The organism is Nocardioides zeae, assembly GCF_010686755.1.
GTDB lineage: Bacteria > Actinomycetota > Actinomycetes > Propionibacteriales > Nocardioidaceae > Nocardioides > Nocardioides zeae.
Genome location: NZ_JAAGXA010000003.1, coordinates 285,259 through 311,171 on the forward strand (window position 1 = coordinate 285,259; position 25,913 = coordinate 311,171).

General features: G+C 75.3%; 23 protein-coding genes. 13 read left to right on the top strand and 10 right to left on the bottom strand.

Annotated elements, in window-relative coordinates:
- Positions 1 to 70 precede the first annotated feature (70 nt).
- Together G3T38_RS22525 and G3T38_RS21160 are read right to left on the bottom strand one after the other, a co-directional pair.
- Entirely contained in the window at positions 71 to 1,021 is a 951-nt protein-coding gene (locus tag G3T38_RS22525) for a 2Fe-2S iron-sulfur cluster-binding protein (protein WP_163771243.1), read from the bottom strand.
- Positions 1,018 to 3,420 carry a CoA transferase gene (locus G3T38_RS21160; RefSeq protein ID WP_206675800.1) on the bottom strand — a complete coding sequence of 801 codons (2,403 nt, stop codon included), beginning with the start codon at positions 3,418 to 3,420 and terminating at the stop codon, positions 1,018 to 1,020. The genes G3T38_RS22525 and G3T38_RS21160 overlap by 4 nt, the downstream gene beginning before the upstream one ends.
- 130 nt (positions 3,421 to 3,550) lie before the next feature.
- Between G3T38_RS21160 and G3T38_RS06335 the strand changes: the two genes are divergently transcribed.
- Together G3T38_RS06335 and G3T38_RS06340 are read left to right on the top strand one after the other, a co-directional pair.
- Positions 3,551 to 4,504, top strand: a complete 954-nt coding sequence (locus G3T38_RS06335; protein ID WP_163771244.1) for an enoyl-CoA hydratase-related protein — start codon at positions 3,551 to 3,553, stop codon at positions 4,502 to 4,504.
- Positions 4,501 to 5,544 (top strand): hypothetical protein, encoded by a 1,044-nt coding sequence (locus G3T38_RS06340; protein ID WP_163771245.1) that lies wholly within the window; start codon positions 4,501 to 4,503, stop codon positions 5,542 to 5,544. Before G3T38_RS06335 ends, G3T38_RS06340 begins: the two co-directional genes overlap by 4 nt.
- A gap of 168 nt (positions 5,545 to 5,712) precedes the next feature.
- Here the strand turns inward: G3T38_RS06340 and G3T38_RS06345 are convergent, their stop codons facing one another.
- The 3 genes from G3T38_RS06345 to mftR all read right to left on the bottom strand — a co-directional run bounded on the left by G3T38_RS06345 (position 5,713) and on the right by mftR (position 8,917).
- Positions 5,713 to 6,759 (bottom strand): phosphotransferase family protein, encoded by a 1,047-nt coding sequence (locus G3T38_RS06345; protein ID WP_338037495.1) that lies wholly within the window; start codon positions 6,757 to 6,759, stop codon positions 5,713 to 5,715.
- Positions 6,756 to 7,940, bottom strand: coding sequence for an acyl-CoA dehydrogenase family protein (locus tag G3T38_RS06350; protein WP_163771246.1), 1,185 nt, complete (start codon positions 7,938 to 7,940; stop codon positions 6,756 to 6,758). Before G3T38_RS06350 ends, G3T38_RS06345 begins: the two co-directional genes overlap by 4 nt.
- Positions 7,941 to 8,323: 383 nt before the next feature.
- Complete coding sequence (gene mftR, locus G3T38_RS06355) at positions 8,324 to 8,917, bottom strand: mycofactocin system transcriptional regulator (protein WP_338037496.1); 594 nt, start codon at positions 8,915 to 8,917, stop codon at positions 8,324 to 8,326.
- A 245-nt stretch (positions 8,918 to 9,162) separates the two neighbouring features.
- On the opposite strand from mftR, the gene mftA reads away from it, so the two are divergent.
- The 6 genes from mftA to G3T38_RS06385 all read left to right on the top strand — a co-directional run bounded on the left by mftA (position 9,163) and on the right by G3T38_RS06385 (position 13,895).
- Complete coding sequence (gene mftA / locus G3T38_RS06360) at positions 9,163 to 9,261, top strand: mycofactocin precursor MftA (RefSeq protein WP_163771247.1); 99 nt, start codon at positions 9,163 to 9,165, stop codon at positions 9,259 to 9,261.
- 24 nt (positions 9,262 to 9,285) lie between these two features.
- Positions 9,286 to 9,603: a mycofactocin biosynthesis chaperone MftB gene (gene mftB, locus G3T38_RS06365; protein WP_163771248.1), complete on the top strand. Its 318-nt coding sequence runs from the start codon at positions 9,286 to 9,288 to the stop codon at positions 9,601 to 9,603.
- The gene (mftC, locus tag G3T38_RS06370) at positions 9,600 to 10,994 is read left to right on the top strand and encodes a mycofactocin radical SAM maturase (RefSeq protein WP_163771249.1); all 1,395 of its coding nucleotides are present in this window, start codon (positions 9,600 to 9,602) and stop codon (positions 10,992 to 10,994) included. Before mftB ends, mftC begins: the two co-directional genes overlap by 4 nt.
- 118 nt (positions 10,995 to 11,112) lie before the next feature.
- On the top strand, positions 11,113 to 12,378 hold the full coding sequence (gene mftD / locus G3T38_RS06375) for a pre-mycofactocin synthase MftD (RefSeq protein WP_163771250.1): 1,266 nt from the start codon (positions 11,113 to 11,115) through the stop codon (positions 12,376 to 12,378).
- Between the two features lie 30 nt (positions 12,379 to 12,408).
- Positions 12,409 to 13,161 (top strand): mycofactocin biosynthesis peptidyl-dipeptidase MftE, encoded by a 753-nt coding sequence (mftE, locus tag G3T38_RS06380; protein WP_163771251.1) that lies wholly within the window; start codon positions 12,409 to 12,411, stop codon positions 13,159 to 13,161.
- Positions 13,158 to 13,895: a mycofactocin-coupled SDR family oxidoreductase gene (locus G3T38_RS06385; protein ID WP_163771252.1), complete on the top strand. Its 738-nt coding sequence runs from the start codon at positions 13,158 to 13,160 to the stop codon at positions 13,893 to 13,895. The genes mftE and G3T38_RS06385 overlap by 4 nt, the downstream gene beginning before the upstream one ends.
- Here the strand turns inward: G3T38_RS06385 and G3T38_RS06390 are convergent.
- Positions 13,892 to 14,488 (bottom strand): hypothetical protein, encoded by a 597-nt coding sequence (locus G3T38_RS06390; RefSeq protein WP_163771253.1) that lies wholly within the window; start codon positions 14,486 to 14,488, stop codon positions 13,892 to 13,894. The genes G3T38_RS06385 and G3T38_RS06390 overlap by 4 nt on opposite strands.
- Positions 14,489 to 14,677: 189 nt before the next feature.
- Here G3T38_RS06390 and G3T38_RS06395 point away from each other — a divergent pair, with 189 nt between their 5' ends.
- Positions 14,678 to 15,082 (top strand): hypothetical protein, encoded by a 405-nt coding sequence (locus tag G3T38_RS06395; RefSeq protein ID WP_163771024.1) that lies wholly within the window; start codon positions 14,678 to 14,680, stop codon positions 15,080 to 15,082.
- A gap of 167 nt (positions 15,083 to 15,249) precedes the next feature.
- Here the strand turns inward: G3T38_RS06395 and G3T38_RS06400 are convergent, their stop codons facing one another.
- The 3 genes from G3T38_RS06400 to mftF form a co-directional block, all read right to left on the bottom strand.
- A complete protein-coding gene (locus G3T38_RS06400; RefSeq protein WP_163771254.1) occupies positions 15,250 to 16,302 on the bottom strand; it encodes a type IV toxin-antitoxin system AbiEi family antitoxin domain-containing protein in 1,053 nt (350 codons plus the stop codon).
- A 243-nt stretch (positions 16,303 to 16,545) separates the two neighbouring features.
- Positions 16,546 to 17,154 (bottom strand): TetR/AcrR family transcriptional regulator, encoded by a 609-nt coding sequence (locus tag G3T38_RS06405; protein ID WP_163771255.1) that lies wholly within the window; start codon positions 17,152 to 17,154, stop codon positions 16,546 to 16,548.
- Positions 17,155 to 17,164: 10 nt separating this feature from the next.
- A complete protein-coding gene (mftF, locus tag G3T38_RS06410) occupies positions 17,165 to 18,580 on the bottom strand; it encodes a mycofactocin biosynthesis glycosyltransferase MftF (RefSeq protein WP_163771256.1) in 1,416 nt (471 codons plus the stop codon).
- 361 nt (positions 18,581 to 18,941) lie between these two features.
- On the opposite strand from mftF, the gene G3T38_RS06415 reads away from it, so the two are divergent.
- Positions 18,942 to 19,559, top strand: coding sequence for a C40 family peptidase (locus tag G3T38_RS06415; protein WP_206675801.1), 618 nt, complete (start codon positions 18,942 to 18,944; stop codon positions 19,557 to 19,559).
- A gap of 221 nt (positions 19,560 to 19,780) precedes the next feature.
- Entirely contained in the window at positions 19,781 to 20,320 is a 540-nt protein-coding gene (locus tag G3T38_RS06420) for a thermonuclease family protein (RefSeq protein ID WP_163771257.1), read from the top strand.
- A gap of 15 nt (positions 20,321 to 20,335) precedes the next feature.
- On the opposite strand, the gene G3T38_RS06425 is transcribed toward G3T38_RS06420, so the two are convergent.
- Complete coding sequence (locus G3T38_RS06425) at positions 20,336 to 20,947, bottom strand: DUF6198 family protein (protein ID WP_163771258.1); 612 nt, start codon at positions 20,945 to 20,947, stop codon at positions 20,336 to 20,338.
- Between the two features lie 172 nt (positions 20,948 to 21,119).
- On the opposite strand from G3T38_RS06425, the gene G3T38_RS06430 reads away from it, so the two are divergent.
- A complete protein-coding gene (locus G3T38_RS06430; protein WP_163771259.1) occupies positions 21,120 to 22,955 on the top strand; it encodes a phosphoenolpyruvate carboxykinase (GTP) in 1,836 nt (611 codons plus the stop codon).
- 84 nt (positions 22,956 to 23,039) lie between these two features.
- Positions 23,040 to 25,880 (top strand): phosphoenolpyruvate carboxylase, encoded by a 2,841-nt coding sequence (gene ppc, locus G3T38_RS06435; RefSeq protein WP_163771260.1) that lies wholly within the window; start codon positions 23,040 to 23,042, stop codon positions 25,878 to 25,880.
- Positions 25,881 to 25,913: the final 33 nt, after the last annotated feature.

Here is a 25,913-nt window from a genome sequence, read left to right on the forward strand (position 1 = left end):
CAACGGGCAGCGGCGAGGTTTGTCCCGCCCGCGGCACCCCGAGGCACCCCGAGGCACCCCGGCGGGCGCCTCACAGGTCGAGGACGAGCGGCCCCTGCAGGCAGCGGGACACGCAGACGAACATCACGTCGTTCGCCGCCCGCTCCTCGGGCGTCAGGATCGCGTCGCGGTGCTCGGGGACACCGCCGCGCACGGCGGTCTCGCAGGTGCCGCAGGTGCCCTCGCGACAGGACGACTCGACGGCGATCCCGGCGTCCTCCAGCGCCTCGAGGACGCTCTCGTCGGGGCCGACCTCGAGCGTCGTCCCCGTGCGGGCGAGCTCCACCTCGAAGGCCTCCCCCGTCGTGTCCACGTCGCCGGTCGGCGCGAAGCGCTCCAGGTGCAGCTGCTCGCCGTCGCGCTCGCCCACCACCCGCTCCACGGCGTCGAGGAGCGGACCGGGGCCGCAGCAGTAGACCGCTCGCCCCGGCACCACGTCCCCCAGCTCGGCGGGGAGGTCGAGCAGGCCGTGCTCGTCCGCGGGACGCAGCCGCACGCGGTCCGCGCCGTACGCGGCGACGAGGTCCTCGGCGAAGGCCATCGACGCGCGGGAGCGACCGCCGTACACGAGCACCCACGGCACGCCGCGCTCCTCGGCCGCGCGCAGCATGGGCACGATCGGCGTGATCCCGATGCCGCCGGCGACGAACACGTACGACGCGGCGTCGACGAGCTCGAAGTGGTTGCGCGGCCCGCCCACCTCGACCGTGTCGCCCGCGGCGAGGCGGGTGTGGACGTGCTCCGACCCACCCCGGCCGTCGGCCTCGCGCAGCACCGCGACGCTCAGGCGCTCGGGGTCGTCGGGGTCGCCGCAGAGGGAGTACTGCCGCACCAGGCCGTCGGCGAGGTGCAGGTCGAGGTGGGCTCCCGGGCTCCAGGTCGGCAGCGGCGCGCCGCCCTCCTCCGGCCCCAGGTCGAGGCGCACGACGCCGTCGGCGACCTCCGTGCGCGCGACGACGCGGAGCCGGCGACGGTCGCTCACGCGGGGACCCCCGCCGGAGCGCCCTCGTGGACGACCCCGGTGGCGAGCAGGCGCTCGACCTCCTCGGGGGTCGTGCCGTGGGCCTCGAGCACGGCTCGCGTGTGCTCGCCCACCAGCGGGGCAGGCGCCACCGGGAGCGGCGGCAGGTCCTCGAACGCCGCGGAGGCGTCCTCCGTGGGGAGGTCGCCGACGAGCGGGTGGCGGAGCGCGCGGTAGGTGCCGCGGTGCACGAGCTGGGGGTCGTCCTTGAGCTCCGGCAGCCGGAGCAGCGGCGCCGTCGGGACGCCCTCCGCCTGCAGCACCGTCGCGGCCTCCAGCGGCGTCCGGGCGGCCGCCCACGCGTGCAACGCCTCCTCCACGACGGCCCGACCGGCGCCGGCGTCGGTCCCGACCACCTGCGCCAGGGCCGCGAGCTCCGCCGGCGTGCGGGCGTCCACGACGACCCACTCGTCGTCGCCGAGGCAGGCGACGACGTCGCCCGCGAGCAGGCCCCGCCCCGCGTTGCCGCGGGCCCGCAGCGTCCCGGGGCGCGCGGACTCCGCCGCGATCCACGGCGCCAGCTGGGCGAGGACCACGTCGGACTGCGCGACCTCGATCGCTCCGCCCCGACCGGTGCGCTCGCGCCGCTCCAGCAGCGCCAGGACGGCGAGGGCCGCGACCTTCGCGGCGACGTGGTCGGGGTGCACGGTGACGCCGTCCCAGCAGTCGACGGCGTCCGCGTCGTACCGCCACAGGCCGGAGATGCCGCACGCCGCCCGCACGAGCGGGCCGTAGCCCAACCGGCGCGCCCACTCCCCGCCCGAGGAGAACGCGGCGCTCTCGACGACGACGATCCCCGGGTTCGCCGCGGCGAGGGCGGCGTGGTCGATCCCGAGGGAGGCCAACGTGCCGGGCTTGAAGTTGCTGAGCACGACGTCGGCGTCGCGGGCCAGCTCGCGGAAGAGGGCCGCGCCCTCGCTGCTCCGCAGGTCGAGGCCGAGGCTGCGCTTGTTGCGCTGGCCCCAGGCGAAGGAGGCGTTCATCGCCTCGCCCCGGAAGGTCTGGCGCAGGCCGTCCGGGAAGTCCAGGCTCTCCACCTTGACCACGTCGGCCCCCAGGTCGCCGAGCGCTCGGCCGACCTCCGCGCCGAAGACGATGACCCCCAGGTCGAGCACCCGCACCCCGGCCAGCGGCAGGTCCGCGGGGTCGGCCGCCAACCGGCGCGGAGGCGGGACGTGGCGCGGAGCCGGGACGCCGCGCGCACCGGGACCGGCGCCGAGCCGGACCCCGTCCACCACCACCGGGCCCGCGGCCGTCCGGGCGACGCGCCCCCCGCCCAGCGGGAGGTCGACGAGGGAACCGGCCTGGGCGAAGTGCGGGGTGTGCAGCACGTCGGCGACCGTCAGCACCTGGGCGAGCGGGATCCCCCGGGAGGCGGCCTCGGCCACGAGGTCGGCGCCGTCGCGGTCGGCGAAGAGGGCGGCCAGCCGCGGGTGGAGCACGTCGGCGGCGCGGGCGCGTCCGGCGATCGTGTCGAGCGCCGGGTCGGCGAGCTCCGCCGGGCTCCCCAGCCACGCGAGCATCGCCCGCCACTGCCGCTTCGCGAGGAGGCAGAGCCGCACGTGACCGTCGGCGCACGCGAACACCGGGTAGGAGTCGGCCGGCGGCCGGTCGCGCCGGAACGGGCCGGAGCGGCCGGCGGCGGCGGAGCCCTGGGTGCCGAACGCGGGATCGAGCCCGACGGACATCGCCTCGTGGACGCTGACGTCGAGCACCTGGCCCCGGCCGGTGCGCCGGGCCCGGCCGACCGCGACGAGGACGGTCCAGGCCAGGTGGACCGCCGCGGTGAAGGTCCCGATGCCCTCCGGCGGCAGCAGCGGGACCGCGCCCGGCCGTCCCGAGCGCGAGAGGGAGCCGTCGAGCGCATACAGCGTGCGCTCGCTCGCCACCCAGTCCGCGCGGGGTCCCGTCGACCCGAAGGGCGAGACCACCGCGAGCACCAGGTGCGGGTGCGCGGCCCGCACCGCGGGGACGTCGAGGGCGCGGTACGTCGCCAGGTCGACGACCACGGCGTCGACGCCCCCGCCGGTGCCGGCGAGGGCCGCCAGCACGGCGTGGGGGTCCTGGTCGCCCGGGCTGTCGGAGAGGGCCACCGGCTCCGCGCCCACGTCGGCGACCGCGCGGCCCAGGTCGACGCCGTCCACGGTGAGCGGCGGGACCAGGCCCGGCCCGCGACCGGCCCCCGGGGCGTGGCGGAGGACCCGCGCGCCGAGGTCGCCGAGCAACCGGGTCGCCGTGGCGGCCACCTCGGCGACGTCGCCGCCCGCGGCGAGGTCGCCGACGGCGAACCCGTCCAGCGGACGCCCGTCGGGCGGGGCCTCCGCGCGGCGGTCGGTGGGGGCGGCGGGGAGCTCGGTCACGACGGTGTCACCTCTTCCTGGGCGCGCGGCCCGGGACGCCGGACCGTGGACAAAAACCTAAAGACAGTAGATAGTTTGGTCAACCCCCGCCCCTCGGGCGAGGCCCTGCACCCCCGAGCGAGGAGGCTCGATGCGGCCCGACGACCTGGCCCCCCACCTCACCGCCGCCGAGGCCGTCGCGGAGCTCGAGGGCCCGCCGGTCACGCGGCTCGACGTCACGGACGGGATCGCCGTGCTCACGCTGGCGCGGCCGGAGGCCGGCAACGCGATGACCATGCGGCTGTGCCTCGAGATCGTCGCCGCGCTCGACGCGGTCGACGCCGACGACGAGGTGCGCGCGGTCGTCCTCACCGGGGAGGGCCGCCACTTCTGCGTCGGGGCCGACCTCGACGTCGGCTTCCACAGCGCCGCCACCCCGTCGCCGCACCTCGCGCCGTACGAGGCGGCCGCCGGCCGGGTCGTCGCCCCCGACGGCGTGGTCGAGCCGCGCGACCCCGGGGGCTACGTGACGCTCCGGATGGCCGCGTCGCTGAAGCCCGTGGTCGGCGCCGTCAACGGCGCGGCGGTCGGCGCGGGCGCGAGCATGGTGCTGCCCGCGGACGTGCGGGTGCTCGGCGAGAGCACGCGGCTCGGCTTCGTCTTCGCGCGCCGCGGCCTCGCGACCGAGTCGGTGGCCGCCTGGTTCCTCCCCCGGGTCGTCGGCATCACCCGGGCCACCGAGTGGGTGCTGACGGGCCGGCTCGTGCCCGCGGCCGAGGCCGACGCCGCCGGTCTCGCCACCCGCGTCGTACCCGACGCCGAGGTGCTGTCCACCGCCCTCGCCATCGCCCGCGAGATCGCCGAGCACACGGCTCCGGTCGCGGTCGCGACGGCGCGCCAGCTGCTCTGGGGCGCGCTCTCCGAGACCTCGCCCTGGGCGGTGCACCGCACGGAGTCCGCGACCGTCGCGCGGTTCCCCGACGCGGGCGACGTGGCCGAGGGGGTCGCCTCCTTCCTCGAGCGCCGGCCTCCGCGCTTCCCGTTGCGCGTCCCGCGCGACCACCCGCCGTACGTGCCCCGGTGGCCGCAGGAGGAGCGCTCGTGAACGACGCGGACCTGACCGTCTCCTCCCCGCTCACCGGCGCCCTGCGGTGGGTGCGCCGCCGCGGCCGGCTCCTGCTGGTCGCGCTCGTGGCGATCGTGCTCCTCGGTGCCGCGGCGCTCCGGTTCGACCTCGTCGCGCGGCTCGGTGGCCCGAGCGACCTCGAGCGGGCCCTGCGGCTCCTGCCCGCCACCGTGACGTCGGTGGTGTACGCCGACAGCGCGGCCACCGCCGCACGCCTCGACCTCGAGGTCGAGCGCGGCAGCTACGCGGACCACGAGGAGGAGTACGCCGCCGCCGTCGCGGGCGCGCCGTGGCTGGCACCCCTCGGCGCGTCGGACCTCGTCACGTGGGAGGACACGATGGACGGGGGCGCCTGGAGCGCCCTCGACGTGCGCTGGTCGGCGGTCGGGCGGACCGGGGCGACGTCGTACGCGGTGCTCGAGCTCGACGGCGACGTCGACCTGGACGCGGTCGGGGACGAGCTCGTGGACCACGGCTACACGGAGGCCGAGGTCGCGGGGCGCCGCTCGTTCGAGATGACGGACTACGCGGCGCTCGGGGACTACCCCTTCCTCACGCGCGTCACCTTCCTCGACGGCCACGTGCTCGGCATCGGCGAGGCCGGACCGCTCACCGAGGTCGCCGACGGGGACGCCGACTCGCTGGCCGACGCCGGGCGCTTCGACGCCGTGCTCCCCGACGAGGACGCCGAGGCCGCGGTGCTGCGGCAGGACAGCGACTGCGCCGCTGCCGTGGGGTCCGCGGTGGTGCCCGCCGACGGCGGGGTGGCCGGCCTCGTCCGCCTGGCCCCGCCCCGGGACGCCGACGTCGAGCGGGCCGCGGCCGACCGCCGCGGGCTCGTCGCGGCCCAGGGCCAGGACGGCGCCGACGTGGCCGAGCGCCTCGACCTCGCCGACGTCACGGTCGAGGTCGACGACGACGTGGTGGTCGTGCGCTTCCGGGCGGCGGGCAGCCGTCTCCTCGAGACCCTCGAGGACGGCACGCTCGCGGCCTGCTCCGTCGACCAGGCCCTCGGCTGACGGCTCGGTCCCTGACGCGGTCGTGGGGGGGGGGGGGGGGCGGGGGGGGGGGGGGGGGGGCGCGCGGCGGGGGGGGGGGGGGGGGGCGCCGCGGCCCCCGGCGCGCCCGCCCCGGGGCCCGCCCCCCCCCCCCCCGCGCCCCCGCCCCCCCCCCCCCACGACCGCGTGCTAGGGGAGCTGCCGCAGGGCCCGCTCCAGCAGCGGCGCCACGGCCGTGCCGGCGGTGTCGAACCCGTCGCCGACGGTGCCGCCCGCGCGGTAGCGGTGGTCGATCCCGGCCGCGATCACGGCGAGCTTGAACGCCGCGAGCGCCAGGTGGAACTCCCAGTGGGGCAGGGCTCCGCCCGTGGCCTCGTACGCCGCGGCCAACGCCGCCTCGTCGGCGAGGCGCGGCGAGGTCCAGGCCGCGTCGAAGCCCAGGACGAGGTCGAGCGACGGGTCGCGGTAGACCGCCATCAGTGCCACGTCGGCCACGGGGTCGCCGATGGTGGAGAGCTCCCAGTCGACGATCGCCGCGACCGCGCCGGTGGGCCGCTCGGCGGCGTCGGCCGCCAGCAGCGTGTTGTCGATGCGGTAGTCGCCGTGCACCACGCTCGTGCGGTCCTGCCCGGGGACGGTCTCGCCCAGCCGTGCAGCGACCTGCGTCGCGAGCGCGTCCACGCTCGGGTCGTGGTGCTGCCGGACGTGCTCCCACTGGCCGCTCCACCGCCGGAGCTGGCGCGCGGCGTACGCGTCCGGTCGCCCGAAGCCCTCGAGGCCCGCAGCGACGTGGTCGACGTCGTGGAGGCGGGCCAGCGCCTCGACGAGCCCGGTGACGACGCGGTCCACCTCGGCGTCGTCGAGCGCGTCGAGGTGGTCGCGCCGGGCGATCGAGAGCCCGTCGACGAACTCCACGACCGTGAACGGCGCGCCGAGGACGCTCTCGTCGGTGCACGACGCGATCGTCGGCGCGACCGCGACGCCCGCGCCCTCGAGGGCCCGGGTCACCCGGAACTCGCGGCCCACGTCGTGCGCCGAGGGCGTGTGGCCCCCGAGCGGCGGACGCCGCAGCACCCAGCGGTGCGTGCCGTCGGTGACGGCGAACGTGAGGTTGGACTTCCCGCCCGCGATGAGGCGGGCCTCGAGCGGTCCCGCCGTCGTGATCCCCTGGGTCGCCAGCCAGGCGGTGACCCGGTCCAGCTCCGCGGGCGCGAGCCCGCCGACGGCGTCGCTCACGACGGCGCGCCGTTCGTGATGCGCTTGACCGCGCGCTTCGCGATGGACCAGCGGTGCACCTCGGAGGGGCCGTCGTAGATGCGGAAGGGGCGGATCTCGCGGGCGATCTTCGCGACCGGCAGGTCGGCGGTGACACCGAGGCCGCCGCACAGCTGCTGCGAGCGGTCGACGACCCGGTCGAGCGCCTCGGCCGCGAAGGTCTTCGCGATGGACGTCGACTCCGACGCACGTCCGCCCGCGTCCAGCTCCTCGCACGCCACCCGCAGCAGGGCCCGGGTCGCCGCGAGGTCGATCTCGTTGTCGGCGATGTGCTGCTGGGCGAGGCCCAGGTCGGAGATCCGACCGCCGAAGGCCTGCCGACCGGCGACGTACGCCACCGCGGTCTCGTGCGCCCGCCGGGCCGCGCCGGTCCAGCGCATCACGTGGGTCATCCGGGCCGGACCGAGGCGCACCTGGGCGTAGCGGAAGCCGAGGTCGACCTCGCCCAGCACCGCGTCGTCGCCGACGACGACGTCCTCGAAGCGCATCTCGCAGTGACCGCCGATCATGGCCCGGTCGACCGTCGGGAGGTGCCGTCCGACGACCACGCCCGGGGTGTCCGCGGGCACGAGGAACATCGTCGCGCCGCCCGCACCGCCGGCCTCGCCGCCGGTGCGCGCCATCACGATGAAGAAACCGGCGCCGTCCGCGCCCGTGATGAACCGCTTCTCGCCGCTGATGACCCAGCCACCGTCGCCCCGGACGGCGCGCGTGCGCAGCGCGGACGGGTCGGCACCCGCACCGGGCGCGGGCTCGGTCATGGCGAAGGCGGAGCGCACGAGGCCCCGCGCCAGCGGCTCGAGGAACCGCGTGCGCTGGTCGGCGCTCGCGATGGCCTCGAGCATGTGCATGTTGCCCTCGTCGGGAGCGCCCACGTTGGTGGCGATGGGGCCGAAGAGGGAGTAGCCGGCCTCCTCGAGCGGACCCGAGCGGTCCACCATGCCGAGGCCGTGGCCGCCGTACTCCCGCGCCACCTGCGGCGCGAACACCCCGGCGGCACGCGCGGCCTCCTGCAGCGCGACGCGGCGCTCGTCGCCGCCCGCCGCCTCGATGTCTCCGTCGTGCTCGTCGTCGAGCGGCAGCACGTGCTCCGCCACGAACGCCCGTGTGCGCGCCGTCAGGTCCTCGGCCAGCGTTCCCATTCCACCCTTCCCGACCGAGCGCTCGCTCGGATCGCGGTCCAGGGTGCCAGACGGTCCGGACCTCGCGCAATCTCCGCGCCCCTGCCCCGCGAGGTGGTCGCGCAGGGCTGGGGGCTCGGGGGCTCGGGGCTGGGGGCTGGGGGCTGGGGGCTGGGGGCTCGAGGAAGGAAAACGCGGACCGGACCCGGCCAGGGTGAGGAAAACGCGGACTCTCCAGGGCCTCCGGTCCGCGTTTTCCTCACCCTGGGCCTCGCCCGGGGCCTCGCCCGGGGCCTCGCCCGGGCCTCACCCCGGGCAGCCCAGCGGCGACCAGGACCGTCCCAGCGGCCCACGTCACGGGGGCCGGCCAGAACCGCACACCTCGTCCGACTCGACGCGCGGCCCTACTCCGCGAGGTGGTCGCGCAGGGCGCCGAGGGCGGCGTCGAGCTGCTCGCCGAGGTCGGCGTCGTCGTGCGCCAGCCAGGTCTCGTACGCCGCGAGCGACACCCCGAGGGCCGCGTGGCCCACGACGACGGCGCGCACGTCGTCGGCCGCGATACCGCGCCGCTCGGCGACGAAGCGGGCGATCACGCCGCGCCACTCGGCGTACATGAGCGCGGAGTGCGCCTGCAGCGCCGGTGTGCCGAGGAGCAGGCGCATGCGCCGTCGGTGCTGGTCCTCGCCCCCCGCGGGCACCGCGTTGAAGTCGAGGATCGCGTCGTGGAGGGCCTGCCACACGGGCTCGTCGCGCGGGGCCTCCTCGAGGCGCCGCGCCAGCTCGGCCAGGCCCTCGGAGAAGCGGCCCCAGGGGATGTCGTTCTTGGAGGCGAAGTAGCGGAAGAGCGTGCGTCGCCCGATGCCGGCAGCGGCGGCGATGTCGTCGACCGTCGTCTGCTCGAAGCCGTTCCGGCCGAAGAGGTCGAGGGCGACCGACTCGATGGACTCGTGGGTCGTCGACCGCGGTCGGCCGAACATCTCGCCGCGCTCGTGCCGCACCACCGCCCCCTCTCCCGCGCACCGCGCCACGTCGACCCGCGCCGCGCCACGTCGGCCCGGACCGCGAGCATCCCACCACGCGAGGCCGGGCGCCGAGAAGAAGGTCGCGTCCGACCTGCCCGACCGGGCAGTTATGACACCGGGTGCCGCCGAACCCTTCCCAAGTGGCACTCCGTGTCACTACTGTGGCGCACGGCACACGCGGGAGGTCCGCCACCCGCACCCGACACCGTGAGGAGACGCGCATGAGCAAGCCCCAGGAGTCCGTCGAGACGCAGACCGACCTGAGCGCCGACATGCTGATCGAGGAAGTCTCGATCGACGGCATGTGCGGCGTCTACTGAGCCGACGAGCCCAGGAGACCTGCGATGAGCGACGCCCCGGACAGCTCGGCCCCCGACGCCGTGCGACTCGACCAGCCGTGGGCCATCTCGCCCGCGGTGGCGCTGCGGCCCGAGCCGTTCGGGGCGCTCGCCTACCACTTCGGCAACCGCAAGCTGACGTTCCTCAAGCGTCCCGAGCTCGTCACCGTGGTGCGCGGGCTGGCTGACGCCCCCGACGTGGCCGCCGCCCTCGCGGCCGCCGCGGTGCCCGAGGCCCAGTGGCCGGGCTACCTCGCGGCGCTGCAGGGCCTCGCCCGCACCGACATGATCCGCCCGCGCCAGACCGAAGGAGCCGCAGCATGACGATCGCCCCCGAGCGCCCCGGCACGGGCGCCGGCCCCAGCACCGGACCCAGCACCCGGATCGGCCAGCTGCTCCCCACGACCGGCGACCGCACGCCCCGCGGCGACCGCCTCGTCGACCAGTTCGAGCTCGGTCTCGACGCGCCGATCTGCCTGACGTGGGAGCTGACCTACGCGTGCAACCTCGAGTGCGCCCACTGCCTCTCCAGCTCGGGTCGGCGCGACCCCCGTGAGCTGTCGACCGACCAGGCGAAGGCCGTCATCGACGAGCTGCAGCGCATGCAGGTCTTCTACATCAACATCGGCGGCGGCGAGCCCACGATCCGTCCCGACTTCTGGGAGCTGCTCGAGTACTCCATCGAGCACAACGTCGGCGTGAAGTTCTCCACCAACGGCGTGCGGCTGAGCGAGGAGCGCGCCGCGTTCCTCGCCTCGCCCGCGATGAACGGGTACGTCGACATCCAGATCTCGCTCGACGGCGCCACCGCCGAGGTGAACGACTACGTCCGCGGCCCCGGCTCGTTCGACACCGCGATCCGGGCGCTGGAGAACCTCCAGGCCGCCGGCTTCTCCGACGCGAAGATCTCCGTCGTCTGCACGCGCCAGAACATCGGCCAGCTCGACGAGTTCAAGGCGATCGCCGACAAGTACGGCGCGATGCTCCGCCTCACCCGGCTCCGCCCCTCGGGCCGCGGCGCCGACGTGTGGGACGAGCTGCACCCGCTCCCCGAGCAGCAGCGCGAGCTGTACGACTGGCTGATGGCCAACGGCGAGAACATCCTCACCGGTGACTCCTTCTTCCACCTCGCCGCGTTCGGCGAGTCGCTGCCCGGCCTCAACCTGTGCGGCGCGGGCCGTGTGGTCTGCCTGATCGACCCGATCGGCGACGTCTACGCCTGCCCGTTCGCGATCCACGACAACTTCCACGCCGGCAACATCCTCACCGACGGCGGCTTCCAGCAGGTCTGGCAGAAGTCCGAGCTGTTCCAGGACCTGCGGGCCCCGCAGACCGGTGGCGCGTGCGCGAAGTGCTCCTTCTTCGACGCCTGCCGCGGCGGCTGCATGGCCGCCAAGTTCTTCACCGGCCTCCCGCTCGACGGCCCCGACCCCGAGTGCGTGCAGGGCTACGGCGAGTCCGCCCTCGCGTCGATGAACGCGGCCGGCGGCCGGGTCATCCCGGAGTCCAGCCAGGACCACTCGAAGAAGAACCCCACCCGCAACCAGCCGGTGATGCTGCAGCTGGGCCGTCGCCCCGACGACCTGGAGGCGTCGCTCCAGCCCCGCGGCATGCCCGTCTCGGCGTGCGCCGAGAGCCCGCTGGCGGGCTTCGACCCGGGCACCGGTGCCCTGGGCGGCGGGGGCGGCTGCGCCTCCGGCGCCTGCGGGTGCTGACCCCGCGCCGTACCCCCCCCGAGCAGCCCGCACCACCAGCCCCACCCCCCCGATCCGCCGGCGGGCGCGTCTGCGCCGACCATCCGCGCCCGCCGGCACACCACCGCAGGAGAGACCCATGGCCAAGCCCGAGTGGCTGAGCAACCCCTGGAAGCAGAACCCCTGGTTCGAGTCCGTCGCCGTCGCCCAGGAGCGGGCGCGCAAGCGCCTGCCGCAGCCCGTGTACGGCGCGCTCGTCGCCGGCTCGGAGCGCGGTCAGTCCGCCGGGGACAACCAGGCGGCCTTCGCCGAGATCGGCCTCCAGCCGGTCGTCGCGGGCCAGAAGAAGGAGCGGTCGCAGGCCACCACGCTGTGGGGCCAGGAGATCTCCCAGCCGGTCGTCATCTCCCCCACGGGCGTGCAGGCCGTGCACCCCGACGGCGAGGTCGCGGTCGCCCGCGCCGCCCGTGACCGCGGCACGCTCATGGGCCTGTCGAACTTCGCGTCGAAGTCCGTCGAGGAGGTCACCGAGACGGGGGCGCGCACGTTCTTCCAGATGTACTGGACCGGCGAGCGCGACGTCATGCTCCACCGCATGCAGCGCGCGCAGGACGCCGGTGCGCTCGGCCTCATCGCCACGACCGACTGGTCGTTCTCGATCGGCCGCGACTGGGGCTCGCCCGAGATCCCCGAGAAGGTCGACCTCAAGACGATGGTGCGGTTCGCACCCAAGGTGGCCACCAAGCCGCGCTGGCTGTGGACGTTCGGCAGGACGGGCATGATCCCGGACCTCACGGCCCCCAACCTCGCGCCTCCCGGCGGCGTGGCGGGCCCGACGTTCTTCGGCGCCTACTACGAGTGGATGAACACCGAGCCGCCGTCGTGGGACGACGTCACGTGGATGCGCGAGCAGTGGAAGCAGATCTCGGGCGGCAAGCCGTTCATCCTCAAGGGCGTCAGCCGCGTCGACGACGCGCTCCGGGCCGTCGACGCCGGCGTCGACTCCATCTCCGTGTCCAACCACGGCGGCAACAACCTCGACGGCACCCCCGCCGCGATCCGCATGCTCCACCCGATCGCCTCGCGGGTCGGCGACGACATCGAGGTCGTCATCGACGGCGGCATCCGCCGCGGTTCCGACGTCGTGAAGGCCGTCGCGCTCGGCGCCCGGGCGGTGCTCATCGGTCGCGCCTACCTGTGGGGCCTCGCGGCCAACGGCGAGCAGGGCGTGGGCAACGTGCTCGACGTGCTGCGCATGGGCGTCGACTCGGCGCTGCGCGGCATGGGCGTCGCGTCCATCCACGACCTCACGCCCGAGCACCTGCTCGTGCCCGAGGGCTTCCACCGCACGCTGGGCGCCGTGCCCGCGCGCGAGGGCAGCCACGCCGCGCCCGCGGCGGTCTGATCCCTGCACGACCACCGAGAGGAGCGCTCCGTGAACCCCGCCCTGTCGTCCCGCACGTGGCCGGACGTCGAGCCCGGCGCGCTCCTCCTGGTGCCGGTCGGCTCGATCGAGCAGCACGGCCCCCACCTGCCCCTCGACACCGACGGCGTCATCGCCGCCGAGGTCGCCGGCCGGGTGGCGGTCCACCTGCTCGACGAGCTGTCCGTGCTCGTCGCCCCGCCGCTGCTGTTCGCGGCCTCCGGGGAGCACCACGGCTTCCCGGGCACGTTGTCCATCGGCACCGACGCCCTCGCGACGATGCTCGTCGAGCTGGTGCGCTCCGCCGAGCTGTGGACCCCGCGCGTCGTCTTCGTCAACGCCCACGGCGGCAACGTCTTCGCGCTCGAGAAGGCCGTCCGCCAGCTCCGCGAGGAGGGCCACGACACCGCCTGGGTCGCGTGCGCGACCGAGGACGTCGACCTCCACGCGGGCCGCACCGAGACCTCGATCATGCTGCACCTGCGCCCCACCACCGTCGACCTCCGACGGGCCGAGGTGGGCAACACCGGCACGCTGACGGAGATCCTCCCGACCCTGATGACCGGTGGGGTCAAGGCCGTCTCCCCCAACGGCGTCCTGGGCGACCCGACCGGCGCGACCGCTGACGAGGGCCGCTCCCTCGTCGCCGAGCTGGTGCGCGACGTGCTCCAGCGCGTCCGCCACGCCGCTCCCGACGCCCGGGGACACCTCGTCGCACCCGCAGCGCGGGCCGCGGGCCGCGTACCGGCGCAGGCTCCGGCGTGACCGACCGCCGGGTCGCGCTGGTCACCGGCGCGGCCGGGGGCATGGGCGCGGCGATCCTGGCGGCGCTGGCCCGTGACGGCTACGACGTCGTCGGGGTCGACGTCGCACCCGTGGCGGCGCCCTGTGCGGAGTCGCACCGGCTGGACGTCCGGGACGGTACGGCGCTGCGCGAGCTGGCCGCGGACGTCGTGGCCCGCCGGGCCCGCCTCGACGCCGTCGTCGCCGCGGCTGCCGTGGTCGGCGGCGGCAGCCCGCTCTGGGCCACCCCCGACGAGGTGCTCGACGAGCTGTGGGAGGTGGACGCCAAGGGCGTGTGGACGACCGCCGCGGCGACCGTGCCCCACCTGCTCGCCTCCCCCGAGCCCCACCTCGCCCGCTTCGTCGGCATCGCCTCCGCGGCCGGCGAGCACGGGCTGTTCGGGCTGGCGGCCTACACGGCCGTGAAGCACGCCGTCGTCGGGATCGTGCGCGGCCTGGCCGCCGACCTCGCCGGCACCGGCGTGGCGGCGATCGCGGTCTCGCCCGGCGCGACGCGCACGCCGATGCTCGAGGCGACCGCGGCGCTCTACGGCCTCGCGGGCGAGGACGGCGTCGACGAGCTCGCCCGCCACCAGGGGCTGCGCCGGGCGCTCGAGCCGGCGGAGGTCGCCGACGTCGTCGCGCTCTGCTGCTCCCCGGCGGGCGCCGCGCTGCACGGGTCCGTCGTCAACGCCGACGGGGGCTTCGGCATCTAGGAGGCGCGCCACTGCCCTCCGCGGAACCAGGGCGGGACCGGGGCCCGCGGCGGCTCCTCCGTCCGACCGCTGCGGTAGGCGACCACCGCATCGAGACCCACCTCCTCCTGGATCGCGGCCGCGATCGACAGGCCCTCCGCGCGCCACGCCGCGTCGCCCGGCAGGCCGTCCGCGTGACGGCGCTGCGCGCGCCACCGGTGGATGCGGCGACGCGTCGCCACGGAGACACCGAGCGTCCGGATCGGGAGCCGCACGGGCCGACCAGCCTCCATCCGCAGGAGGTCGGCGCCCTCGCCCGGGAGGGCCAGCAGCAGCGCGTGCCGCCCCGACTCGCACCGCCACACCTCGTGCTCACCGCCCAGCTCGAGCTGGACCCGTCGCGCGAGGTCGAGGGCGCGCACCAGGTGGCCGAGCAGACCGTCCCGCACCTGGTCGTCACCGTCGTCGCGAGCGCACCAGTCGGCGAGGTCCTCCTGCAACGGCGTGCTCAACCCGAGCTCGTCCGCGTCGGCGTGCCCGACGTCGTCCCACGCGGGTCCGCGGAGCCACAGCGGGTGCTCGGTGTAGTCACTGAAGAACTGCAGGTAGACCATCGTGGGCCTCCGGGCCGGACCGGCCGTCGCGAGTCGGCCTCGCACCACCCCCCGGCGCCGTCGGCCGAGTAGAGCAGGATGCGCTGCCGGTCGTGGCGACGCCACCGATTTGTTGCACCCGGGCCCTCGGATCGCGTCCGTTCCGCAGAACTCCAGCGGCGGCGCTCGGCCCGCCCCATGATGAGCATCATGACGACACTCCCGATCCGCCGGTCCGCCCTGCTGGCCGCAGCTGTGCTCGGGATCGCCGGCGTCGGCCTGGCTGCGAGCGCCGGCATCGCCGGCGTGACGCACCAGGAGCCCCGCCCGGTGAGCACGGCTGAGGCGGAGGCATGGGCCGAGGACCTGCTCGCGCTGCCGCCGGCGGAGGTCTGCGACCTGGCCGCGGTCGTGCGCATGTGTGAGCGCACCCTCGCCGACGCCCCCGGGGAACCGACCGGCGACGTCGCCACCGAGGTCGACCTGCAGGACGACGGCACCGCCGTGGTCACCTTCCGCGGTGCGCTCGCCACGGGCGAGCGGTTCCACACCGAGATCAACGTGCTCCGCGACGAGGCCGGCGACGTGCGCGGGGTCGTGCCCGTCTACTGGTGACCAGCCGGCGCGTGGGGCGGCGTGTAACGCGGTGTCCGGGCTACTGGAGCAGTGGTCGACCACCGCACAGGACGCACCAACCCTTCCATGGACGCCCGGACACCGCGTTACAACGGCGAGGATGAGCCGCATTCACCCCCCACCGATGAACGACGAGCGCCGACCCGTCAGCTCGCGACGCCGAGGTGCCGGTCGCGCAGGCGCTCGCTGCGCAGCCCCTCCATCTGCCGCGCCGCTTCCAGCAGGGCCGTCGGGGTCATCGCTCCGAACGACACGACGGCTGCGGCGTACTGCTGACGGAGCCGGGCCATCGCCCGCTTCCGCGGCTCGCCCCAGAAGTCGTCGGGCGTGAGGCGCTGGACCGCCAGGCCGACCCCCTGCAGTCCGCCCTCCCGGCCCTTCTCCGCCATCACGACGTCGGCCACGGGCCCGACGGCGACACCGCCCTCGGCGACCGACAGGTACTTCACCCGCCCGTCGAGCTCGATGGCCAGACATCCGACCAGCATGTCGATCCAGACGACACCGCGGCCGAGCCGTACCGGGAACTGGGTCACCGGACGCAGCCCGAGCGCCTCGACGACCAGCAGGCGAGCGATCGACTCCCCGCCGTTCTCTGCGCCGGCGTCGGCCAGGTCGACCGCCCGACGCGCCTCGTGCACACCGGGCCAGTGCCTCTGGCCGGCGATCTCGTCGCGCAGGTCGGCGACGGTGACGTTGCGCCGGAGCACCTGGTCCATCGCGACGACGCCGGTGGTCAACCCGTGCTCGCGGGCGAGATCGACGGCGGTGCGGGCGGCGCCGAGGTGCGGGACGCCGTCGGTGAGCGCGAGATCGCCGGGCGGAGTGCGCGCCACGTGGTGCTTGACCCCGTGCTCGGTGCGCGTGCCGTTGACCCTGCCCCGGGTGACGTGGATGAGCCTCTCGCGCGGTACCGCGACGTCGATGCCGAGCGCCCGCGCCGCCGAGTCGTGGCTGAGGACGTGCGGGGCCTTCATCGTCAGGTGGACGGCGCGGTCGCGCATGCGCCACCGCCCCAGCTCGTCGGCCGCCTCCCAGGGGGGCCGGGCGACGTACGCTCCTCGTCGCAGCCGCACCCACTCCCCGCCGGGCCGCAGGAGCGTGCGGATCTCCGGTGTCCGGTAACCCGCCCCCGCCGCCTGCTCGCGGGTGAACACGCCGCCCTGGGTGGCGGCCGTCGCTGCGAGGAGGGGATGCATGCACCCACGGTGACCGACCGCTGGACCGACGAACCTGTACGGCGCGCTGCCTGGGGACAGACGTACCCGGCGGCCCACCTGGGGAGGGCGAGCGGGCCGGCCGACCGACGGTGACCATCAGCCCGTGTAACGCGGTGTCCGGGCTACCTTGGAAGGGTTGGTGCTACTCCTGCGGTGGTCGACCACATGTGCAGTAGCCCGGACACCGCGTTACACCGGGCGAAGCCGCCGCGGGCTGAGGCGTCACTCCGTCGCGTTGACGACGCCGCGCGCTAGCACGAGGTGCCGGTGCACGAGGTCCTCGGGGCTGAGCGGCCCGTCGGGGCGGTACCACGACGACACCCCGATGCAGAGCACGGTGACGCCGCGGCTCGCGGCCTTGGGGTACGGCGTGGCGAAGGTGCCGCCGGCCGCGCCGTCCTCGACGGCGTGGTCGAGCATGCCCTGGAGCTCGTCGCGCAGCGCGACGATGCGGTCGCGGTTGTCGCCCTCGAGGCTCCGCAGCTCGCTGGACGTCACGAACGCGTGCTTCGTGCGGAACATGTGGAACCGCAGGAGGCACTCCACCCACGCGTCGAACCGCGCGGCGGGGGACGGTCCGGCCTCCTCCAGCGCCGCTGCGGTGCGCTGCACGAGGTCGCGCATGACGTCCTCGAGCAGGGCGACGAGGATGTCCTGCTTCGACGGGTAGTGGTGGTACAGCCCCGGCACCGACAGGCCGGCCGTCGAGGCCAGCTCCCGGATCGAGGTGCCGTGGTAGCCGTGCTTGGCGAACGCCTCGAGCGCCGCCTCCAGGACCCGGGGCAGCTCGGCGTCGTCGTACTTCCGCCACTCCAGCGGCTCCGCAACCATGCGGAGCACCCTACGACCTCCGCCACGCCGGAAGCAGCGAACGCACCGAGCGTTCGCTCACGGCGCCGCGCCAGACGCCCCACCCGTAGGTCAGGTCGTCGAGCCGACGGAGCACGGCGTACGTCGCGGGTTCCATCGCCGGACGCTGCCGCACCCAGCCCGCCGCGGTGTCGGCGACGACGGCGGCGGCGACCAGGCGCCGTACCCGACGCGAGGTGGCGAGGCCGACGACGGTGAGCGGCCAGTGGTGGCGGAGCAGGCCCGTGGCCACCTGCTCGACGTTCATCCAGGTCGCGAGGAGCGTGAGGGACGTCGCGGTGCGGCGGGCGTCGGCGTCCCCGCCGAGCCGCCGCGCCAGCCGCGCGGCCACCACGACGGACGCGCCGCCGGCCACGGCCGTCGGCACCGGCCGCTGCAGCAGGAGGGCGGCGACCTGCGCGACGCCGAGCGGGGCGAGCACCGCCGGGGCGACGAGGTCGCCGTGCCGGGCGGCGAGGACGGCCGCGCTGCCGCCGTAGTCCGCCCGCCGCCGGGCCCACGCCCCGAGGGCGACCCGGTGGTCGTGGCGGGCGGTGGCACCCGCGTCGTACCGCACCCGCCAGCCCGCGCCCACCAGCCGCCACACGAGGTCGACGTCCTCGCCGACCCGCAGGTCGGCGGCGAACCCCTCCCCCAGGGCCGCGACCCGCGCGAGGAGCACCGCGGAGGGCACGTAGGCCACCGCGGTGCCGGGCGCCACGAACGCCGAGCGGGGACCCCGGTCGAGCGACGACGCGACCGCCTCGTAGCGCGTCAGCGCCGACCCCGTCTCCACCAGCCCGCGGATCCGGGGCGCGACCACGGCGAGGCCGGGATCGACGAACGCGGCGCGGAGCCGGTGCAGCTCGTCCACCGTCACGACGACGTCGGAGTCGACGAAGAGCACGTACGTCGCGCCCCGCCGCCGCGCCTCGGCGAGGCCCGCGTTGCGCGCACCCGCCGGGCCGAGGTTCGTCGGCAGCCGGAGCACGTCCGCACCGTGGCGCGCGGCCGCGGCGGCGAGCGGGCCGGGATCGGGCGAGGCGTCGTCGACGACGAGCACGCGGACGGCGCCGGCGAGGGTCGTGAGCAGGCGCTCGACGCCGTCGGCGCGCTCGTGGGCGGGCACGACGACGAGCACGTCGTCGCCGGTCGGCGGGGGCTCCTCCGCGACGTACGCCGCGAGCCCGGCCCCCACGAGCTGCGCCGCGAGCCCGGCGCGACCGGCCGTGCCGTCGAGCGCGAAGGAGCCGCCCTCGAGCAGCCGCACGCCACCGGCGCCGAGGCGCACGGCCCGCACCGGGGCACCGCCCACGAGGAGCGCGCCGTAGCGCCGCACGCCGGCGTCGAGCACCACCCGGGTGCCCTCGGGCAGCGGGGGGTGCGCGGGCGGCGGGGGGACGGTCACGGGGGTCCAACGTAGTTGTCCCCGGCGTCACCACCCCGCACCTGGGCGTTTACACGCGTGACATAAATGACAGTTCAACCTCTTGCCAACGCCACGGTCAGACCGCAGTGTGGACGGCCGAAGTCCTCGTCGTGGTCGACGGGGCCGCCCAGGCTGCGCCGAGGCTCACCACGGCCGGGGGAGAACCAGATCGCGCACGCGCGAGTGGTGAGCACGGGAGACCCAGGCAGTACGCCGCTCCACCACCAGGTGGAACGGCTCGGGGTGAAGGTCGGTCCGCCGCGAGGCGGCCGACCCGGGCAACGGCAGCCCGAACCCGACAGGTCATCTTTCGTAGGCGTCGCCGCAAGGAATCCCCTCCATGCATGCTGATGTCAGCGTGCCCGCACGTCCGGGCACCCCCGCACACCCCCACTCCCCCCGCCACCGCGCCCACGGCCGGGCCCGCATGACGGCCCGCACCGCTGGTCGCACGTCCACCCTCCGCCGCGCCGCCACGGCCGGCGGCCTCGCCCTCGCGGCCGTCGCCTCCACGGCGGCGCTCAGCGTCGGCACGGCCCAGCCGGCCGAGGCCTACCCCGCCCACTGGTCCTCGACCCAGCGGGCCGAGTACGAGCGCCAGATCGAGATCCGCAACTACGAGGTGCTGAAGGCGGCCCGGTCGCTCGAAGGCGTCAAGTACCGCTACGGCGGCACCAGCCCCAGCACGGGCTTCGACTGCTCGGGCTACGTGGGCTACGTCTACAAGAAGGTCGGCAAGACCCTCCCCCGCACGTCGAGCCAGATGGCCGAGTCGGTCGGTCGCATCAGCACGAAGTCGGCCCGCGTCGGCGACCTCGTCTTCTTCTACAGCGGCGGCCGCGTCTACCACGTGGCGATCTACGCGGGCGACGGCTACGTCTGGCACGCCCCCGGCACCGGCGAGCGCGTCAAGCTCGAGAAGATCTGGACGACCAGCGTCACCTTCGGCCGCGTCTGAGCGTCGGACCCCTCGGCACCACCCGCACCACCGCACGTCCCGAGAACCGTCGGGGGGGGGACCCAGGCGCGCCCCCCCCGCGGGGGGGGGGGGGGGGGGGGGGGGCGCCCCCCGCTTCGGCGCGCCCCCCCCCCCCCCCCCCCCCCCCCCCCCCCCCGCCCCCCCCCGGGGGGGGGGCCCCCCCCCCCCCCCCCCCCGACGGTCGTGAGAGGGGGTGCGCGGTGCGCACACGCATGGTGGGGGTCCTGCTGACGCTGCTGGTGGTGGGCGCCATCTGGTGGGCGGGCGACCGGGCGGACGACGAGTCCGCGGACGGGTCCGCGAACGGGGGCTCGGGCAGCGGGAGCGGCTCGTCCAGCACCGCCACCGTGACCGCCGTCGTCGACGGCGACACGATCCGCGTGGTGACCGGGGGCTCGGACGAGGAGCGCCGCGTGCGGCTGCTCGGCCTCGACGCGCCCGAGGTGCGCGGCACCCCCGAGTGCGGTGGCACCGAGGCCACCGACGTCCTCGTCGACCTGCTGCCGGTGGGCACCACGGTCACGCTCGTCGGCGACCCGACCCAGGACGACGTGGACCGCTACGACCGGCTGCTGCGCTACGTCGAGGGTCCCGACGGCACCGACGTCGGGGAGCGGCTGGTCGCGTCGGGCTGGGTCGCGACGTACGTCTTCCGCGACGAGTTCGAGCGCCTGGGGCGGTACGCCGCGGCGCAGGACCGTGCCGAGGCCGAGGGCCGCGGCGCGTGGGGGGCGTGCTGACCCGCCCGGCCGGCGTCAGGCCCCGAGGTAGCGCCCGGGGCGGTGGTTGAGCGCGAGCACGAGGTTGAGCAGCGCCGCTCCGAGCGCCGAGAACAGCACGTCGACGGGCTCGACGACGGCGAGCGCGGCGAGCACGACGCAGACGTCGAGCCCCATCTGCACGTAGCCCGCCCGCCACCCGAGCCGTTCCTGGGCGAGGAGGGCGAGCACGTTGAAGCCGCCGAGGCTGGCGCCGTGGCGGAAGACGATGAGCAGCCCGATGCCGACGAGCAGGTTGCCCGCGACGACGGCGTAGACGGCGTCGAGCCCGGCGAGGTCGACGAAGCGGTGGTGCAGCTCGGAGAAGCCGCTGACCAGCACGACGCAGGCGAGGCTGCGGGCGGTGAACGCCAGGCCCTTCTTCGCCACGGCGAGGGCGAAGAAGGGCAGGTTGACGAGCACGAAGACCACGCCGAAGGGCACGCCCGCGGCGTACGTCAGCAGCAGCGCGAGGCCGGCCGTGCCCCCGGTGACGGCGCCGCTGGTCGTGAGGAACAGGAGCCCCAGGGACACCACGAAGGTGCCCGTGAGCACGCCCAGCACGTTCTCCGCGAACGAGTGGGGCACGGTGTCGGGCGCGGCGCTCACGCCCGCACCCTAACGACGGCGGGGGACACTCCCGACCGCGTGGGACCCAGTGCGGCACCCAGTACCAAATATGGGGCCGCAGTACCGCCTCGGAGCGGGTGTGCGAGCATCAGCGCCAGTGGACGCCGTGCGCACCCCCCGGGGTGCCACCGACGAAGGGATCCGGGGAGATATGGGATTCGTGGACACCGCCCTCGACGAGGCCGGCCTGCTGAACCCGCACGTGCGGGAGTACGTCGCGCACTGGGCGGAGGTGACCGGAGCGGCCCGCATCGAGGTGGTGGACGCCGCCGACGACGCCCGTCTCGTCGCGGAGGCGCTCGAGGCCGGCGAGCTGCTGCCCGCCGGCGAGGGCCGGTACTACTCGCGCAGCTACCACAAGGACACCGCCCGCTCCGAGGAGCGGACGATCGTCGCGACCAACGACGAGCGGCACAAGGGCGAGTACAACAACTGGCGCCCGGCCGCCGAGATGCGCGAGCTGCTGACGTCGAAGATGCGCGGCCAGCTGGCGGGCAAGACGATGTACGTCGTCCCCTACCTCATGGCGCCGCAGGGCTCGCCCCTGGAGAAGTACGCCGCGGGCGTCGAGCTCACCGACACCCGCACGGTCGTGCTCCACATGATCCGGATGGCCCGCGTGGGCGTCTCCTTCATCAACGACCTCGCCGAGCCCGACAGCTTCGTGCGCGCCGTGCACGTCGCGGGCGACCTGCCGAACCTCGGCCAGGGCACCCCGGACGACCAGCGCTACTTCGTGACGATCGCCGACGAGCGCACGATCCTGCACTACGGCTCGTCCTACGGCGGCAACGCGCTCCTCGGCAAGATCGCGCACGGCCTCCGCCAGGCCGCCTTCGACGGCTTCGCCTCCGGCGAGTTCCTCTCCGAGCAGTTCCTGCTCCTGGGGATCACCGACAAGCAGACCGGCGAGAAGCACCACGTCGTCGGCGGCTTCCCCAGCGCGTCCGGCAAGACCAACCTCGCGATGACCCTGGCCCCCGAGGCGCTGGGCGACCGCTACCACGTCGAGTTCTACGGCGACGACATCGCCTGGATCTGGCCCGGCGAGGACGGCCGCCTCTACGCGTTCAACCCGGAGGGCGGCGTCTTCGGCGTCGCGAAGGACACCAACGAGCTGACCAACCCGACCGCGCTGCACTCGGTCGACGAGGGCTCGGGCGCGATCTTCACCAACGTCGCCTACAACCCGGACACGCAGGAGGTCTGGTGGGAGGGCAAGACGCCCCAGCCGCCTGCCGACGTGACGGGCTGGGAGGACTGGAAGGGCGACAAGATCGCCGACCGCTCGGAGTCCGAGAAGGACGCCCCGTGGGCCCACCCGAACAGCCGCTTCACGACCGCGCTGAGCCAGGTGCCCAACGTGGCGCCCGACTACGACGACCCGGCCGGCGTGCCCGTCGACGCGATCATCTTCGGCGGCCGCACGCGTGACCGCGAGCCGCTCGTGCGGGCCATCCACGACGTCGCCGAGGGCGTGTACGACGGCCTGACGCTCGGCGCCGAGGCCACCTTCGCCGCCGAGGGCGTCGAGGGCCAGCTGCGCTACGACCCCATGTCGATGCGGCCGTTCATGTCCTACGCCGAGGCCGACTACGCGGCCCACTGGCTGAAGATCGTGGGCGCGGCCTCGAAGCCGCCGATCTTCGCCCACGTCAACTGGTTCCAGCGCGACGCCGAGGACGGCCACTTCCTGTGGCCCGGCTACCGCGAGAACCTGCGGGCGCTCCTGTGGCTGGTCCAGCTGCGCAAGGGCGAGGTCGAGGGCCGCCCCACGCCGGTCGGCATCCTCCCCACGCGCGAGGAGCTCGACCTGACCGGGCTCGACCTCCCCGAGGCCGACCTCGAGCGCATCCTCGACATCGACGTGGACCGCTGGCGCCAGGAGATGGGCTTCCGCCAGGCGCACCTCGAGCTGTTCGAGGGCCTCCCCGAGGAGATCTGGGAGGCGCACCGCCGCGTGGCCGCCGCCCTCGACGAGGCCTGAGCGCGTCGGGCCGGGTCGCTCTCGACCCGGCCCGGCCCGCGAGCCCCTCCCCGGGGCGTAACAAACACCCGCCAGACTGGGGGCATGACGACCGAGAAGACGCCGGCCACCGTGGACGACCTCCTCGAGGCCGACCGTCGCGAGCCCGACGCGGCCCTCTTCGCCGGTGGCGTGGGATCCGAGCCGCAGCACGCGGCGCTGCGCGCCTCGGTGCGCCAGCTGACGACGCTGCTGGGCGAGTCGCTGACGCGCCACGAGGGCCCCGACCTGCTGGCCCTGGTCGAGAAGGTACGGCGCCTGGCCCGGCAGCCGTCGGACGCCGAGCTCCACGCGTTGCTCGCCGACGTCGACCCCGCGACGGCCGTGGTGCTGGCCCGGGCGTTCACGGCGTACTTCCAGCTCGTCAACACCACCGAGCAGCTGCACCGCCTGCGCGAGCTCGACGCGGGCGAGGAGGGTCCGTTCGCAGCCACGCTCGGCCGGGTGGGCGAGGCGCTCGCGGACGGCACCCTCACCCGCGACGACCTGCTCGACGTGCTGGGCAGGATCGAGTACCGACCCGTCTTCACCGCCCACCCGACGGAGGCGTCGCGCCGCACGGTCCTGCGCCTGCTCCGCAAGGTCGCGGAGGTCGTGACCGCCGCGGAGCAGCCCGGCCGTCCCGCCGCCCACCGGGCCGCCGACGAGCGGCGCCTCGCCGAGCTGGTCGACCTGCTGTGGCAGACCGACGAGCTGCGCGTGGTGCGGCCCGAGCCCGGCGACGAGGCGCGCACGGCGGTCTACTACCTGCGTTCCATCGCCGCCGAGGTGGTGCCGGAGCTGCTGGGCGAGCTCGACCGGACGCTGGCGACGCTCGACGTGGCCCTGCCGGCGACGGCCCGACCGTTGCGGTTCGGCACGTGGGCGGGCGGTGACCGGGACGGCAACCCCAACGTGACGCCCGCCGTGACGCTGGAGATCCTGGCGCTCCAGCACGCGGCCGGCCTCGCCGAGCTCGTCGAGGCCGTCGACGAGGTGCTCACCGAGATGACCGCCTCGACGCGGGTGGTGACCCCGTCCGACGCGCTCACCGAGAGCCTCGAGCGGGACGCGGCCGCGCTGCCCGTCACGTGGAGCACGGTGCGGCGGCTCAACGCGGAGGAGCCCTACCGCGTGAAGCTGACGTTCGTGAAGGTGCGCCTGCAGCGCACCCGCGACCGGCTGCGCGAGGGCACGCCGCACGAGCCGGGCCGCGACTACCTGTCGGTGGACGAGCTCGTCGCCGACCTGTGCCTGGTGCGCGACTCGATGCTCGCCTCCGGCGACACCCTCACCGGCGACGGCGCGGTCCTGCGGCTCATCCGCACCGCCGTCACCTTCGGCGCCGGGCTGGCCACGATGGACGTGCGCGAGCACTCGGCCAAGGCGCACGCCGCCCTGGCCGAGCTGTACGCCCGCACGGGGGAGCTCACGACGCCGTACGACGAGCTGGAGCGCCCCGAGCGCATCGCCCTCCTGGCGCGCGAGCTCGCGTCGTCGCGCCCCCTGACGGGAGCGGCGGCGAGCGACCTCGGCGAGGCCGCGACGGCCTCCCTCGACCTCGTGCGCACCATCCGCACGGCGCTCGACACCTACGGCGACGGGGTGGTCGAGACCTACATCGTGTCGATGACCCACGACGTGGACGACCTGTGGGCGGTCGTCGTGCTGGCCCGCGAGGTCGGGCTCGTCGACCTGGGCTCCGCCGACCGCCCCGCGCGGGCCCGGATCGGCTTCGCGCCGCTCTTCGAGACGGTCGCCGAGCTCGAGAACGCGGGACCGCTGCTGGCAGCGCTGCTGGAGGAGCCGTCGTACCGGCGCCTCGTGGCCGCCCGCGGCGACGTGCAGGAGATCATGCTGGGCTACTCCGACTCGTCGAAGGACGCGGGCATCGCGGCGTCCCAGTGGCAGATCCACCGGGCGCAGCGGGCGCTGCGCGACGTGGCGGCGCAGCACGGGGTGACGCTGCGGCTGTTCCACGGGCGCGGCGGGTCGGTGGGCCGCGGCGGCGGGCCGACGGCCGAGGCGATCATGAGCCAGCCCTACGGGTCGCTGACCGGCGCGATCAAGGTGACGGAGCAGGGCGAGGTCATCTCGGACAAGTACGCCCTCCCGGGCCTCGGCCGCCGCAACCTCGAGGGGGCGCTCGCCGCGGTCGTCGAGGCGTCCCTGCTGCACCGGCGCTCGCAGCTCCCCGCCGACCTGCTCGCCACGTGGAACGACACGATGGACGTCATCGCCTCGGCCGGGCAGACGACCTACCGCGGCCTCGTCCGCGACGACGGCCTCGTGCCGTTCTTCGTCGCGGCGACCCCGGTCGACGAGCTGGGCCGCATGAACATCGGCTCGCGCCCCGCCAAGCGCCCGGGCGGCGCGGGCGGGCTAGACGACCTCCGGGCGATCCCGTGGGTCTTCGGCTGGACGCAGACGCGGATGATCCTGCCCGGCTGGTTCGGCGTGGGGTCGGGCCTCCAAGCGGCCCTCGACGCCGGGCGCGGCGACGCGCTGCGGGAGATGTACGGCTCCTGGGCCTTCTTCCGCACCTTCCTCTCCAACGTGCAGATGACGCTGGCGAAGACGGACCTGGACATCGCGGCGGAGTACGTCGCCGCGCTCGTGCCCACCGAGCACCACGGGCTGTTCGAGCAGGTGCGGGCGGAGCACGCGCGCACGGTCGCGAACGTGCTCGAGGTGACCGGGCAGTCGACGCTGCTGGAGCACGCGCCGGTGCTGCGGCGCACGCTGGCGCTGCGCGACTCCTACCTGACGCCGCTGCACGCGCTGCAGGTCGCCCTGCTGCGCCGGGTGCGGGAGACGCCGGAGGGCGCGGAGCCCGACCCGCAGGTGCAGCGGGCCCTGCTGCTGACGATCAACGGCATCGCGGCGGGACTGCGCAACACGGGGTGAGGGCCCTCGGCCCTCGGGGTGGGCCCTAGGGTG